Origin of the sequence: Mycolicibacterium tusciae, assembly GCF_002086795.1 — a bacterium.
Lineage (GTDB): Bacteria > Actinomycetota > Actinomycetes > Mycobacteriales > Mycobacteriaceae > Mycobacterium > Mycobacterium tusciae.
Map to the genome: position 1 here is coordinate 116,508 of NZ_MVIM01000006.1, position 12,546 is coordinate 129,053.

A 12,546-nucleotide genomic window follows, 5' to 3' on the forward strand; every position below is an offset into this window, starting at 1 on the left:
ATCCTAGTGAGAGGACTCAGCCGAAGAACTCGGCGGCGTCGTCGTAGCGGCTCTGCGGCACCAGCTTGAGCTGGCGCACCGCGTCGGCGAGCGGCACCCGGCCGATCTCCTGACCGCGCAGCGACACCATCATTCCGTACTCGCCCGCGTGTGCGGCGTCGGCGGCGTTGACCCCGAAGCGGGTCGCCAAGATTCGGTCGTACGGGGTCGGGGTGCCGCCGCGCTGGACGTGGCCGAGCACGGTGACCCGCACTTCCTTATTGATCCGCTTCTCGACCTCGATGGCGAGCTGCTGGGCGATGCCGGTGAACTTCTCGTGGCCGAACTCGTCGATTCCGCCCTCGCGCAACCGCATTGTGCCCTCAGCCGGTTTGGCCCCTTCGGCCACCACACAGATGAAGTGGGCGTCGCCGCGGACGAACCGCTGCTTGATCAGCCGGCACACCTCGTCGACGTCGAAAGGCTGCTCGGGGATCAGTGTCATGTGCGCCCCGGACGCCAGACCCGCGTTCAACGCAATCCAGCCGGCGTGGCGCCCCATCACCTCGACAAGCATCACCCGCTGATGCGATTCCGCCGTGCTGTGCAGCCTGTCGATGGCCTCACTGGCGACACCGAGTGCGGTGTCGTGACCGAACGTCACATCGGTGCAATCGATGTCGTTGTCGATGGTCTTGGGCACCCCGACCACGGGCACGTTCTCCTCCGACAGCCAGTGCGCGGCGGTCAGCGTGCCCTCGCCGCCGATCGGGATGAGCACATCGATCCCGTTGTCGTCGAGCGTCTGTTTGATCTGATCGAGCCCGGCGCGCAGCTTGTCGGGATGCACCCGAGCGGTCCCCAGCATGGTGCCGCCTTTGGCCAGCAGCCGGTCATTGCGATCGTCATTGGCCAGCTGAATGCGGCGGTCCTCGAGGAGGCCGCGCCAACCGTCCAGAAAGCCGACGACCTTCGAGCCGTAGCGCACGTCACAGGTGCGGACCACGGCGCGGATCACCGCGTTCAGGCCGGGACAGTCTCCTCCGCCGGTGAGTACTCCGATGCGCATCTGTCCATCCTGCCCCGTCAGAGCGCCGTTGGCAGCGGACCTCGCGCAACTTCATAAGCCGCTCCGACCCGATACAACCTGTCATCGCCCAGCGCGGGCGCCATGATCTGCAGCCCGACCGGCAGGTTGTCGTCGGCCGACAGGCCCGAAGGCACCGACATTCCGCAGTGACCCGCCAGGTTCAGCGGCAGCGTGCACAGGTCGAACAGATACATCGCCAACGGATCGTCGACCTTCTCCCCAATACGGAATGCCGTGGAAGGAGTGGCCGGGGTCACCAACACGTCGACCTTCTGGTAGGCCTCGTCGAGGTCGCGCGCGATCAGTGTGCGCACCTTCTGCGCCTGGTTGTAATAGGCGTCGTAATAGCCCGCCGACAGTGCATAGGTGCCAATCATGATGCGGCGCTTCACTTCTGGGCCGAACCCAGCCGCCCGCGTCATCGCCATCACTTCCTCGGCGCTGTGCGTACCGTCGTCGCCGATGCGTAGTCCGTACCGCATTGCATCGAACCGCGCAAGATTCGACGACACCTCCGACGGCAAAATCAAGTAGTAGGCGGGCAACGAATAGTCGAAGTGCGGGCAGTCGACCTCGCTGATCTCGGCGCCCAGCGCGGTCAGCTGTTCGACGGCGGCGTCGAACGACGCCAGCACGCCCTGCTGGTACCCATCGCCGCGCAACTGCTTCACCACTCCGATCCGGACGCCCTTGAGGTCGCCGGCCGCACCCGCCTTTGCCGCCGCGACGACATCGGGCACCTCGGCGTCCACCGACGTCGAGTCCTTCGGGTCGTGTCCGGCGATCACCTCGTGCAGCAGCGCGGTGTCCAGCACTGTCCGGGCGCACGGCCCACCCTGGTCCAGCGACGACGCGCAGGCGATGAGTCCGTAGCGCGAGACCGTGCCGTAGGTCGGTTTCACCCCGACCGTCGCGGTCAGCGCCGCGGGCTGACGGATCGATCCACCGGTGTCGGACCCGATGGCCAGCGGCGCCTGGAACGCCGCCAACGCCGCGGCACTGCCGCCGCCCGAACCGCCGGGAACCCGGTCGGTGTTCCAGGGGTTGCGGGTCGGACCGTACGCGGAGTTCTCGGTCGAACTGCCCATGGCGAACTCGTCCATGTTGGTCTTGCCCAGGATCGGGATGCCTGCCGCCCGCAGCCGCGCGGTGACCGTCGCGTCGTACGGCGATGTCCAGCCTTCGAGGATCTTCGAGCCGCAGGTCGTCGGCATGTCGGTGGTGGTGAAAACGTCCTTGAGCGCCAGCGGCACACCGGCCAGCGGTGACGGCAGCGTCTCGCCCGCCGCGACCAGATCGTCGATCCGCGACGCCTCGGCCAGCGCCTTCTCCTCGGCCACATGCAGGAAGGCGTGGTAGTCGCCGTCGGTCGCGGCGATCTGATCCAGACAGGCGCGCGTCGCCTCGGTGGACGACACCTCCTTGGCCGCAATCTTGGCGCCCAGCGTGGCGGCGTCGAGCCGAACGATGTCCGAACTCATGCCGGTCATTCCGCCTCCCCCAGGATCCGCGGGACGGCGAACCGGCCGTCGACCGCCTTGGGAGCCTCGGCCAGCGCTTCGTCCTGGGTCAGGCACGGTTCCACGTCGTCGGGACGGAACACGTTGACGTCTTTGAGCGGATTGCCGGTCGGGTCCACGCCGGCCACATCGACGGCCTGGATCTGGCTGACGTGGCTGAGGATGGCGTCCAGCTGTCCGGCGAAACTGTCCAGCTCGTCCTCGGCCAGCGCGAGGCGGGCCAGGCGCGCCAGGTGGGCTACCTCGTCTCGAGAGATCTGCGACACGACTCCGAAGCCTAGTCAGCCAGGCGTCCGTGCTTCCGCGCACTGTCCTCCAGCCGCAACTGCTCGGCGCGCAGCAGGCGGCTGACGGTGCGGAGGTCGCGGATCTGTTGCTCCACGCGGGCGCGTTTGTCGGCGACGAGCCGGGCGCCGTCAGCGCAGTCGATACCGCGGGCGCGCAGGCCTTCGAGCACCTCACGAATCTCGGCAAGGCTGAAGCCGAGCGACTGCATGCTGCGAAGCAACTTGACCTGCTTGGTCAGCGACTGCGGGTAGTCCCGGTAATTGTTGTGCCCTCGCGGTATCTCCCCGAGCAATCCCTCGCGTTCGTAGTAGCGCAGCGCGTGCCGGCCCACACCTGTTGCGGCCTCTAAATCGCTGATACGCATCACAACTCGCTTGACTGTAGACCCAACTTGACACTTTACCATCCGACCACCGGCGAAGAAGGAGCGTGAGATGTATCTACTGGCGGATGCGGCTGTCGACATCGCGTGTACGGACGCGCAAGCATTCGACTACGCCTGCGACCTCGAGAATTTCGCTGAGTGGTTTCCCGGTGTCCTCGAGATCGTCGCACACAACGACGTGGCGTTCGCCGAGCGCGGACGCGAGTACCGCGAGACAGTCGATGTGCCGCTGCGCGGCCGTCGATCGGTGGTCATTCGGGTCGTAGAGGCCGACGCACCGAATCGGCTCGTCACCGATGGCGACCTGTCGATCGTGATGCCTCGGATGGAAATACACATCAGCCAGTCATCGCCCCAGGTGTGCACGGTGCGATGGCGCATGCTCAGCCGCAACCGCAACATCCTCGCCCGTCTGCTGGTGCTGCCGATAGCGCGCATCGTGATGACGAAGCGCGCCTCCACGGGGTTGCACCGCCTCAAGGGACGCCTCGAACGCACTCGCTGCGACGATCATCGGTAAGCGGCTCAGCTGGCCAGACGTCCTCAGCGGCCCCGAGGGGCCGACATGCCGGAATGCTGACTGGCAGGCGCTGTGCAACAGTGTTGCGCGTGCCTTCGTATCTGCTGCGGGTCCAGCTCGAGGACCGACCGGGCAGCCTCGGCTCGTTAGCCGTCGCGCTCGGCTCCGTGGGCGCCGACATCCTGTCGCTCGACGTCGTCGAACGCGGTACCGGCTACGCCGTCGACGATCTGGTGGTCGATCTGCCCCCCGGCGCGATGCCCGACATGCTGATCACCGCCGCCGAGCAGATCAAGGGCGTCTACGTCGACACCATCCGGCCACACTTGGGATTGCTGGAGGCGCACCGCGAACTCGAGCTCATCGACCACATCGCCGCTGCGCCCAACAACAAGAAACTGCAGGTGCTCGCCGATGAGGCGCCCCGCGTCCTGCGCGTCGGGTGGTGCACCGTGGTCCGATTGACCGAGTCCGGACCCCAGCGCATCGTCGGCAGCCACGGCGCCCCCGAGACGCAGGCCGCCGAAACGCCCTGGCTGCCAATCGATCACGCCGCGGCGCTGAATGGCGGTGCCGAGTGGGTGCCGCAGCTGTGGCGCGACATGGACACGACGCTGGCGGCGGCCCCGTTGGGCAACTCCACGTCCGCCGTCGTGCTCGGCCGACCCGGCGGCCCGCAGTTCCGCCCGTCAGAGGTGGCGCGGCTGGGCTACCTCGCCGGGATCGTCGCGACGATTCTTCGCTGAGTCAGGCTCCTGCGGGCACCGGATACCGGTCATTGACGTCGGCGCTACTGTCCTTGCGCGCACAGTGGGCGCAACAGAAGATCGCGTCGGGTGTTTCGATGCCATGGCCCAGGATCCGGCACCCGCAGTGCGCGCATTCCGGCGCCAACTGCGCCGCAGCGCACTCGATACTGTCGAAAGTCGCGCTCTTGTCGTCGCCCCAGGTCACGGTGAACGCTTTGTCGTAGTCATTGCCGCACGTGTCGCAGATCGCCATCACTAACTCCTTCGCAGTCACCGGTCGGGTGCCCGGTGCCGCGCAGCGACAAACGCGTACACCTAGACGCCGTCGGGTCCGTTCTCCAGCAGCCGCGTGAAGCCGTCTTCGTCGAGAACCGGGACGCCGAGTTCGACGGCCTTGTCGAATTTCGAGCCGGGTGAATCGCCGGCGACGACGTACGCGGTCTTCTTGGACACCGAGCTGGCGGCCTTTCCGCCGCGCGCGACGATGGCCTCCTTCGCGTCGTCGCGGGAGTATCCAGTCAGCGAGCCGGTGACGACGATCGACAGTCCCTCGAGGGTGCGTTCGATGCTGGTGTCGCGTTCGTCGGCCATTCGAACACCGGCCGCGCGCCATTTGTCGACTATCGCGCGGTGCCAGTCGACGGTGAACCATTCGGTGACCGCGGCGGCGATCGTCGGGCCCACCCCCTCGACGACCGACAGCTCCTCCTCCGACGCGGCCATGATCGCGTCCAGGGTGCCGTATTCGGTGGCCAGTGCCCGGGCGGCGGTCGGGCCGACGTGCCGAATCGACAGGGCCACCAGCACCCGCCACAGCGGTTTCGCTTTCGCCTCATGCAGATTCACCAGTAACCGCTTGCCATTGGCCGACAGATTGCCGTCCTTGGTCTTGAACAGGTCCGTGCGCAACAGATCTGCGCTGTCGATGGTGAACAGGTCACCTTCGTCCGCGATGACGCCGGCCTGCAGGAGCGCAATGGCCGCCTCGTAGCCCAGACCCTCGATGTCGAACGCGCCGCGGCCCGCGACGTGGAACACGCGTTCCCGCAGCTGCGCAGGACACGATCGCGTGTTGGGGCAACGGATGTCGGCGTCGCCTTCTTTGGCGGGCGCGAGGGTGGTGCCGCATTCGGGACACTCTGTTGGCATGACGAATTCGCGTTCGGAGCCGTCACGCAGATCGACGACCGGTCCCAGCACTTCCGGAATCACGTCGCCGGCCTTGCGGATCACCACGGTGTCGCCGATCAGTACGCCCTTGCGGACAACTTCCGACGCGTTGTGCAGCGTGGCCTGGCTGACCGTGGAACCCGCAACCTTGACGGGCTCCATGAAGGCGAACGGCGTGACGCGGCCGGTACGCCCTACGTTGACCTTGATGTCGAGCAGCTTGGTGGTCGCCTCCTCCGGCGGGTACTTGTAGGCAATCGCCCACCGCGGGGCGCGGGAGGTGGAACCGAGCCGCCGCTGCAGCGCGATTTCGTCGACTTTGACCACCACACCGTCGATTTCGTGCTCGACGTCGTGCCGGCGCTCACCCCAGGACGCGATGTGCTCGGTGACGGCGTCGATGCCCTTGACCTTCGCGGTGTGAGTGGACACCGGTAGCCCCCAATCCCCCAGCGCGCGATAGGCGTCGTGCAGGGTCTTGGGTCTGAAGCCCTCGGTGTGGCCGAGGCCGTGGCAGATCATCCGCAGCCTGCGGCGCGCGGTAACCGCCGGGTTCTTCTGGCGCAGCGAGCCGGCGGCGCTGTTTCGGGGATTGGCGAACGGCGGCTTGCCCTCGGCAACCAGCCCGGCGTTGAGGTCTTCGAAGTCGGCGACGCGGAAGAACACCTCACCGCGGACCTCGAGAACCTTCGGCACCGGGAATTCTTTGGTGCCGGTGAGCTTTTCGGGGATGTCGTCGATGGTCCGCGCATTCAGAGTGACGTCTTCGCCGGTGCGGCCGTCGCCGCGGGTGGCCGCGCGATCCAAGCGCCCGTCGAGATACACCAACGCCAGGGCGACGCCATCGATCTTGAGCTCGCAGAGGTAATGCGCGCCGTCACCGATTTCGCCCTTGGTGCGTGCTGCCCACGCCGCGAGTTCATCGGGGGTGAACACGTTGTCCAGCGACAGCATCCGCTCGAGGTGATCGGCGGAGGTGAATTCGGTGGCGAAGCCGGCACCGCCGACCAATTGGGTCGGCGAGTCAGGGGTCCGCAGCTCAGGGTGCTCGTCCTCGAGCGCCTGCAGTTCACGTAGCAGCTCGTCGAACTCAGCGTCGGAGATGACCGGGGCGTCGCGGACGTAATAGCGGAACTGATGACCGCGCACGTCGTCGGACAGCTCCTGCCAGCGGCGGCGCAGGTCGGCATCGGGGGCATCTTCTGACTGTTCGGCCAGGGTGATCTTCGGGTCACGGGTCGCCTTCGGGCTCACTCTCGCAGGCTAGCCGAGGGCTCAGACATCGCCCCGGACACGTCGTCGGGGGCAGATACCCTGACCGCATGCCACATCCGGTGATGTTCCGCGACGACGACCCGGCGCTGGCGAAGGTGCGCACGATCGCGCTGGAATTCCCCGAGGCGTACGAAAAGGTGTCGCATGGCCGGCCGTCGTTCTTCGTCACCAAGATGTTCTTGATGTACGGCGGCAGCGTCAAACCGGCGACCAAGGGTGCCGGCTATGTCCAGTACCCGCAGTCGATCATGGTCAAGGTCGACGAGAGCGACCGTCGCGCGCTCGAGGCCGATCATCGGTTCTTCTTCCCCGCTTACCTGGGCCCGGCAGGCTGGCTGGGCCTGAATCTCGCGGCGACGAAGAAACCCGATTGGCGCGAGGTCACCGAGCTGATCGACGCGTCGTATCGGTTGACCGCACCCAAGAAGCTCGTCGCTCGACTCGACGAAGCTTGACCCGCGACCGGCCGGTCATGGTTCGATCAGGGTCATGAGCTTCGCGAGCCCATTCCCCGAAGTCGATATCCCATCCTCCAGCGTCTACGACTTCCTGTTCGACCGCATCGCCGAGGAAGACCTCGACCAGATCGCCCTCATCGACGCGAAGTCGGGCCGGGAAACCACCTACCGCGAGATGATCGCGCGTGTCGACGCGTTCGCCGGGGCGCTGACCGGGCGCGGTATCGGCGTCGGGGATGTCGTCGGGCTGCTGTCTCCGAACAGTTCGGCGTTCGCAGTCGCGTTCCACGGCATCCTGCGCTCGGGTGCCACCGCCACGACCATCAACGCGCTGTTCACCGCCAAGGACATCGCCAAACAGCTGACCGATTCGGACGCCAAGATGCTGGTGACGGTCACACCGCTGCTGGCCCAAGCGAAGGAAGCGGCCGCGGCGGTCGGGCTGGCCGACAGCGATCTCGTCGTGCTGGACGGTGAGGGCCATGAGATCGCCGGCCATCCCAACGCCGCTGATCTGATGAAGCCGGGTCTGCCGGCACCTGACGTCAGCTTCGCCCCGTCCTCGCATCTTGCGGTGCTGCCGTACAGCTCGGGCACGACCGGAAACCCCAAGGGCGTGATGCTGACTCACCGCAACCTGGTGGCCAACGTCGCGCAGATCCGACCGCTGCACGGCATGGTCGCCGACGATGTCGTGATCGCCGTGCTGCCCTTCTTCCACATCTACGGGATGACGGTGTTGCTGAACGCCGCCCTGCACGCCCGCGCACGCCTGGTCATCATGCCGAGCTTCGATCTGACCGAATTCCTGGCGAACATCGCGAACCACAAGTGCTCGATCGCGTTCATCGCGCCGCCGGTCGCCGTCGCGCTGGCCAAGCATCCGCTGATCGACGACTACGACCTCGGCTCGCTGAAAGTCGTCATGTCGGGCGCCGCCCCACTGGACGCCGATCTCGGTCAGGCGGTCGCCGACCGGTTGGGATGCCGCGTCGTTCAGGGCTACGGGATGAGCGAGCTGAGCCCCGTCAGCCACATCACCCCGTTCGACGCGGGCGCGCATGACGTGAAGGGCGCCGCGCCGCTGAGCTCGGTCGGCTGGACCGTGTCCAACGCCGCGTCCAAAATCATCGACCCCGAGACCGGCGACGAAATCGAGGTCCCCGCAGAGGGTCTCAGCGAGACGGGTGAGCTCTGGTTCAAGGGGCCGAACGTGATGGCGGGCTACCTGAACAACGACTCGGCCACCAACGAGACGATCGATGAGAACGGCTGGCTGCACACCGGCGACCTCGCCCAGGTCGACGCCAACGGCTGCGTGTACATCGTCGACCGGCTCAAGGAACTGATCAAGTACAAGGGCTACCAGGTGCCTCCCGCCGAACTCGAGGCAGTGCTGCTCAGCCATCCCGGGATCGCCGACGCGGCGGTCATCGGAGTTGTCGACGCCGAAGGCGAAGAGGTGCCAAAGGCTTTCGTGGTCAAACAGGCCGAGCAGGAGTTGAGCGCGGACGAGGTGATGGAGTTCGTCGCCGGTGAGGTGGCGCCGTACAAGAAGGTCCGTCAGGTGGAGTTCATCGAGACGATACCGAAATCCGCGTCAGGCAAGATCCTGCGTAAGGATCTACGAACGACGTAGTCTCTCCGCCGCGTGCGCGGCGCGTGCCTGCCGGTAGCCGAGGACGGCACCTGCGGCCGGGATCAGCAGGAGGCCGGCGACCCCCCACAGCGGGTCCGACCAGTCGACCGGTCGTGGTTCACCCATTTGTTGTGTCAGCACCGGCGCGGCCGGAATCCGGCCCACCCATGGCGGCGCGGGGGCGGGCGCGGGGGCCGGCGGCGGAGGTGGCGGCGGCGCCGCAGGTGCCGGTTCGGCCACCGGGGCCCGCCATTGCGGTTCGGAATCAGGCTGCCGAGTGCCGGGTGTGCGGCCATTGCCGAACGTCACGCGGGGAGGATCGAACCGCGCGTTTGGCACGCCGGCGCGATCCATACCGGACCCACCGGGTGTGCGGCCCGCGCCGACACCGCCGAACACGCCCGCGCCGCCTTGGGCTGAACGCGACTCTGCGCCGTCGTTGCCTGAGCCCGCGGCCAGACTCGGCGCCAACTGGCCGACGTCGGGAGCGTCAATACGGCCTGAGCCGAACCGGACCTCCGGGCTCTCGACACCGCCCTCGTCGGCGTCGCCGTCACCCTCGGCGCCCTTGCCGCCGCGGTCTCCATCGCCGCCGCCGGACCCACCGCGTCCGTTGCCGTCGCCGTTGCCACGGTCAAGACTGTTGTCGCGATCAGATTGCGAGCCGCCCGGGTCCGCGACAGCCACCGTCGCGGTCCCGCCTAGCAGGAGAAACGCCGCGATCACACCGGCACATGCGGTGAGACGCGGGCTGAGTCGGGCCACAATTTCTCCTGCGAGTGGCAAATATGAATCGACGTTGTCGTCAGTGCATTGTTGCACGCGGCGGGCGTGCATAGCGGATCTGTTCGGCGAACGCGCGAAGTTACGTGACGGCCTCTATTTATCCTCGACGAAAGTTCGCAGGCGGTCAATTGCTTTGTCCCATCGTTGCGACAACGCATTCAAGTATTCGCTGGCATCGGCCAAGGGCTTCGGCTCCATCCGCCAGATACGTTCCCTGCCGTGACGCCGACTGCTCACCAGGCCCACCGTCTCCAGGAGCAACAGATGCTTGGTCGCGGCCTGTCGGCTAACAGATACCACCGTGGTGACTTCGGTCGTCGAGCACGGCCCGCCGTCGCACAGGCGGGTGATGATGCGTAGGCGGTTCGGGTCGCCCAAGGCGTCGAACAGCGGCGCCCTGGCGACGACCGACGTACTCACACCTTCTCGCTGAGGGCCAGGTACTTGCGGACCAGTTCGGTCTGCGCCGCCCAGCCTTCGCTGTTGCCCTCGAACGCCGACTGCCTGCGCTCGGCAGGGATGGCGTCGAAACCGGATTCGACGATGCGCAGCAGCACTCCGTCGGCGGTGTCTTCGAGCGTGAACTCGACCAGAGTCGTCGGTTCGTCCGCGTAGTCGGCGCCGTCGTCGACCCCGAACGGATGCCAACGGAACGCGAGCCGGCGTTGTGGTTCCACCGCAACGATGTGCCAGGCGTCCGCCTTTCCGGCGTGCGGCTGCTGCGCCTTGGCGACGTCCTCGTCGACCGTCGTCGGGGTGATCGTCCCCATCACCGAGGTGCCCGGCACGAACGGTCCGTCGAAGCGCACACCGAACCAGCTGCCGAACTCGTCGGCGTCGCTGACTGCGCGCCAGACTCGGTCCAGCGGGGCTTTCAACAGAACTTCCTTCTCGATCCGATCTGGATTCATATGCAACCTCCTGGTTGCTTGTCAGGCTAGCGGCGACGGCGCCGACACGCAACCTTTCAGTTGCTTGTTTTAGATCGCGTCCGGATCCTCGGCGAACACATCGGCCGCCTTCTGCGCGAGTTCGATGGCGATGCGAGCCCATTCCGGGGTGGCTCCGGCGAGCCCGCACGCGGGGGTGACTCCGATCCGCTCACCCAGCACCGACCGTGGGAAGCCGAGTCGGTCGGTGACGGTGACCGCCGCCTCTGCGATCGCCTCGGACGAGGGGCGTGCGGCGGGTGCGGTCGTCGGAACGACCCCGAGCAGGACGGTGCGCCCGCTTTCGACGAACTCGCCGATACCGTCGAGATCGGCTGCGGTGAGCGTGGATACGTCAACCGATAGCGCTTGAATAGAGCTGCGCTGCAACATGTTCCATGGTAGGTCCGCGGCACAACTGTGCAACGCAACCTCGGCGCCTGTGGTCGCGATGCAGTCGTCGATCAACCCGATCGCGATGGGTTCGTCGACCGGATGCACGGGCGACAGACTGGTCACCCCGGTGAGCCGGCCGAGCAGCGCCGCGGGCAACAGCGGCTCGTCGAACTGCACCACCACCGCCGTATCCAGTCGCCTGGCGACCTCGGCCCGATGCCGCGCCATGCCCTCCCCGAGCGAGGCGGCCAGGTCGCGTACCGCGCCCGCATCGGTGATGGCGCGATGCCCTCCGGAAAGCTCCAGCTGCGCCGCCAAGGTGATGGGGCCCGGGGATTGAACTTTGACGGTGCGGTTGCCGCCTCGCAGGCCGGCGTTCTCCCACGCCTCCTCCAGCGCGTCGAGGTCCTCGTTGAGCAGGCTGACGGCGCGGCGAACCACCGCGCTGCGGCCAGGGGCGATCCGGTAACCGCGCGGCACGGTGTCGATCCCGATATCGACGAGCAGCGCACCGGCCCGGCCGATCATGTCCGCACCGACCCCCCGGCCCGGAAGCTCAACGAGATGCGGCAGGGTGTGCAATTCGCCGACGACGATTTCTGCGGCCTGACGGGGCGAGGTGCCCGGCCATGATCCGATGCCGGTAGCGGCGGCGAAAACACTCACTCGCTGAACAGTATTCGATGGGGCTAGTCTCGATCGGAAAGGGGAGGTAGGTCATGCCCGTGGCGACCAGGTCATTTCTGGTCTGGGGTGTGGCGGCGCTCCTTGCCGCGGGCTGCACGCAGTCGGTCGCCGGCACCGCGGTGCGGGCAGTCCCCGGCCTCGACGACGATTCGCGGTCGCCGGTCGACGTCGAGTCGGTAGTCCTCGACCAGTCGCAGATGCGGGCGATCACCGGCGCCGGCGAGGACCTCTCGATCATCCCGAGTATGGACGGCAAGATCCCTGTCGACGTCGATTCACTCGTCAAAGGTGCGCCGCCACAATGTGAATGGCTATTTGCAGAATCCCAGACGTTCGGTCCCGACGTGGAGGAGTTCCACAAGACCACGTTCCAAAATCCCCCCGACGGCGCCCTCATCTCCGAAGGCGTGGCGGCCTATCGCGACACCGAAACCGCCCGGGCGGCCTTCGACAGCCTCGTCAGCAGAGTCGACGATTGCGGCTCAACCGCTTTGGGGTCGGCGCTGGTCGGTGAATGGACAAGCGGCAGCCAGGCCCTGACGATGCGGCCGGGCGCCTGCGGCCGGGACTACCGCGTCAAATCGGTGGTGATGGTGGAGGTCACCTTCTGTCACTTCCCCGGCTCGGTGCCCGACATCGTGATGACGAACATCCTCGCGAATGTGCCGGAGTGAT

At 66.8% G+C, this 12,546-nt stretch carries 15 protein-coding genes; 5 read left to right on the forward strand and 10 right to left on the reverse strand.

Going from position 1 to position 12,546, the window contains the following annotated elements; all coding sequences use genetic code 11:
* Positions 1–16 precede the first annotated feature (16 nt).
* Genes BST47_RS13185 through BST47_RS13200 form a run of 4 tightly spaced genes read right to left on the reverse strand, consistent with a single transcriptional unit; the run spans position 17 to position 3,241 of the window.
* Entirely contained in the window at positions 17–1,048 is a 1,032-nt protein-coding gene (locus tag BST47_RS13185) for an ATP-dependent 6-phosphofructokinase (RefSeq protein ID WP_083125976.1), read from the reverse strand.
* 17 nt (positions 1,049–1,065) lie between these two features.
* Positions 1,066–2,550 carry an Asp-tRNA(Asn)/Glu-tRNA(Gln) amidotransferase subunit GatA gene (gene gatA / locus BST47_RS13190; RefSeq protein ID WP_083126160.1) on the reverse strand — a complete coding sequence of 495 codons (1,485 nt, stop codon included), beginning with the start codon at positions 2,548–2,550 and terminating at the stop codon, positions 1,066–1,068.
* 5 nt (positions 2,551–2,555) lie between these two features.
* Positions 2,556–2,855: an Asp-tRNA(Asn)/Glu-tRNA(Gln) amidotransferase subunit GatC gene (gatC, locus tag BST47_RS13195; protein WP_083125977.1), complete on the reverse strand. Its 300-nt coding sequence runs from the start codon at positions 2,853–2,855 to the stop codon at positions 2,556–2,558.
* A gap of 11 nt (positions 2,856–2,866) precedes the next feature.
* On the reverse strand, positions 2,867–3,241 hold the full coding sequence (locus BST47_RS13200) for a MerR family transcriptional regulator (protein ID WP_083125978.1): 375 nt from the start codon (positions 3,239–3,241) through the stop codon (positions 2,867–2,869).
* Between the two features lie 70 nt (positions 3,242–3,311).
* Between BST47_RS13200 and BST47_RS13205 the strand changes: the two genes are divergently transcribed.
* Positions 3,312–3,782, forward strand: a complete 471-nt coding sequence (locus BST47_RS13205; protein WP_083125979.1) for an SRPBCC family protein — start codon at positions 3,312–3,314, stop codon at positions 3,780–3,782.
* An 80-nt stretch (positions 3,783–3,862) separates the two neighbouring features.
* Positions 3,863–4,528, forward strand: a complete 666-nt coding sequence (locus tag BST47_RS13210; RefSeq protein ID WP_207568597.1) for an ACT domain-containing protein — start codon at positions 3,863–3,865, stop codon at positions 4,526–4,528.
* Position 4,529: 1 nt separating this feature from the next.
* On the opposite strand, the gene BST47_RS13215 is transcribed toward BST47_RS13210, so the two are convergent.
* Both BST47_RS13215 and ligA read right to left on the reverse strand, forming a co-directional pair.
* Positions 4,530–4,784, reverse strand: coding sequence for a metallothionein (locus tag BST47_RS13215; protein ID WP_083125980.1), 255 nt, complete (start codon positions 4,782–4,784; stop codon positions 4,530–4,532).
* Between the two features lie 62 nt (positions 4,785–4,846).
* Positions 4,847–6,955, reverse strand: a complete 2,109-nt coding sequence (ligA, locus tag BST47_RS13220) for an NAD-dependent DNA ligase LigA (RefSeq protein ID WP_083125981.1) — start codon at positions 6,953–6,955, stop codon at positions 4,847–4,849.
* Positions 6,956–7,023: 68 nt separating this feature from the next.
* Here ligA and BST47_RS13225 point away from each other — a divergent pair, with 68 nt between their 5' ends.
* Complete coding sequence (locus tag BST47_RS13225) at positions 7,024–7,431, forward strand: MmcQ/YjbR family DNA-binding protein (protein ID WP_083125982.1); 408 nt, start codon at positions 7,024–7,026, stop codon at positions 7,429–7,431.
* Positions 7,432–7,465: 34 nt separating this feature from the next.
* Positions 7,466–9,073 carry a 4-coumarate--CoA ligase family protein gene (locus BST47_RS13230; protein WP_083125983.1) on the forward strand — a complete coding sequence of 536 codons (1,608 nt, stop codon included), beginning with the start codon at positions 7,466–7,468 and terminating at the stop codon, positions 9,071–9,073.
* Here the strand turns inward: BST47_RS13230 and BST47_RS13235 are convergent.
* The 4 genes from BST47_RS13235 to BST47_RS13250 all read right to left on the reverse strand — a co-directional run bounded on the left by BST47_RS13235 (position 9,059) and on the right by BST47_RS13250 (position 11,850).
* Entirely contained in the window at positions 9,059–9,838 is a 780-nt protein-coding gene (locus tag BST47_RS13235) for a hypothetical protein (protein ID WP_133056209.1), read from the reverse strand. The two genes, BST47_RS13230 and BST47_RS13235, sit on opposite strands and share 15 nt — an antisense overlap.
* A 114-nt stretch (positions 9,839–9,952) precedes the next feature.
* Positions 9,953–10,279, reverse strand: coding sequence for an ArsR/SmtB family transcription factor (locus BST47_RS13240; RefSeq protein ID WP_083125985.1), 327 nt, complete (start codon positions 10,277–10,279; stop codon positions 9,953–9,955).
* Positions 10,276–10,770, reverse strand: coding sequence for an SRPBCC family protein (locus BST47_RS13245; RefSeq protein ID WP_083125986.1), 495 nt, complete (start codon positions 10,768–10,770; stop codon positions 10,276–10,278). The genes BST47_RS13240 and BST47_RS13245 overlap by 4 nt, the downstream gene beginning before the upstream one ends.
* 69 nt (positions 10,771–10,839) lie before the next feature.
* Positions 10,840–11,850 carry a uroporphyrinogen decarboxylase/cobalamine-independent methonine synthase family protein gene (locus BST47_RS13250; RefSeq protein ID WP_083125987.1) on the reverse strand — a complete coding sequence of 337 codons (1,011 nt, stop codon included), beginning with the start codon at positions 11,848–11,850 and terminating at the stop codon, positions 10,840–10,842.
* A 53-nt stretch (positions 11,851–11,903) separates the two neighbouring features.
* Between BST47_RS13250 and BST47_RS13255 the strand changes: the two genes are divergently transcribed.
* Positions 11,904–12,545, forward strand: coding sequence for a sensor domain-containing protein (locus tag BST47_RS13255; RefSeq protein ID WP_083125988.1), 642 nt, complete (start codon positions 11,904–11,906; stop codon positions 12,543–12,545).
* The last annotated feature ends 1 nt before the right edge of the window (position 12,546 follow it).

What these genes read in the sequence shown, in the direction of transcription:
- BST47_RS13185 (WP_083125976.1), bottom strand. Translation starts at nt 1,048, where the DNA reads ATGCGCATCGGAGTACTCACCGGCGGAGGAGACTGTCCCGGCCTGAAC.
- BST47_RS13205 (WP_083125979.1), top strand. Translation starts at nt 3,312, where the DNA reads ATGTATCTACTGGCGGATGCGGCTGTCGACATCGCGTGTACGGACGCG.
- BST47_RS13230 (WP_083125983.1), top strand. Translation starts at nt 7,466, where the DNA reads ATGAGCTTCGCGAGCCCATTCCCCGAAGTCGATATCCCATCCTCCAGC.
- BST47_RS13255 (WP_083125988.1), top strand. Translation starts at nt 11,904, where the DNA reads ATGCCCGTGGCGACCAGGTCATTTCTGGTCTGGGGTGTGGCGGCGCTC.
- BST47_RS13245 (WP_083125986.1), bottom strand. Translation starts at nt 10,770, where the DNA reads ATGAATCCAGATCGGATCGAGAAGGAAGTTCTGTTGAAAGCCCCGCTG.
- BST47_RS13200 (WP_083125978.1), bottom strand. Translation starts at nt 3,241, where the DNA reads ATGCGTATCAGCGATTTAGAGGCCGCAACAGGTGTGGGCCGGCACGCG.
- BST47_RS13225 (WP_083125982.1), top strand. Translation starts at nt 7,024, where the DNA reads ATGCCACATCCGGTGATGTTCCGCGACGACGACCCGGCGCTGGCGAAG.
- BST47_RS13215 (WP_083125980.1), bottom strand. Translation starts at nt 4,784, where the DNA reads ATGGCGATCTGCGACACGTGCGGCAATGACTACGACAAAGCGTTCACC.
- gatA (WP_083126160.1), bottom strand. Translation starts at nt 2,550, where the DNA reads ATGAGTTCGGACATCGTTCGGCTCGACGCCGCCACGCTGGGCGCCAAG.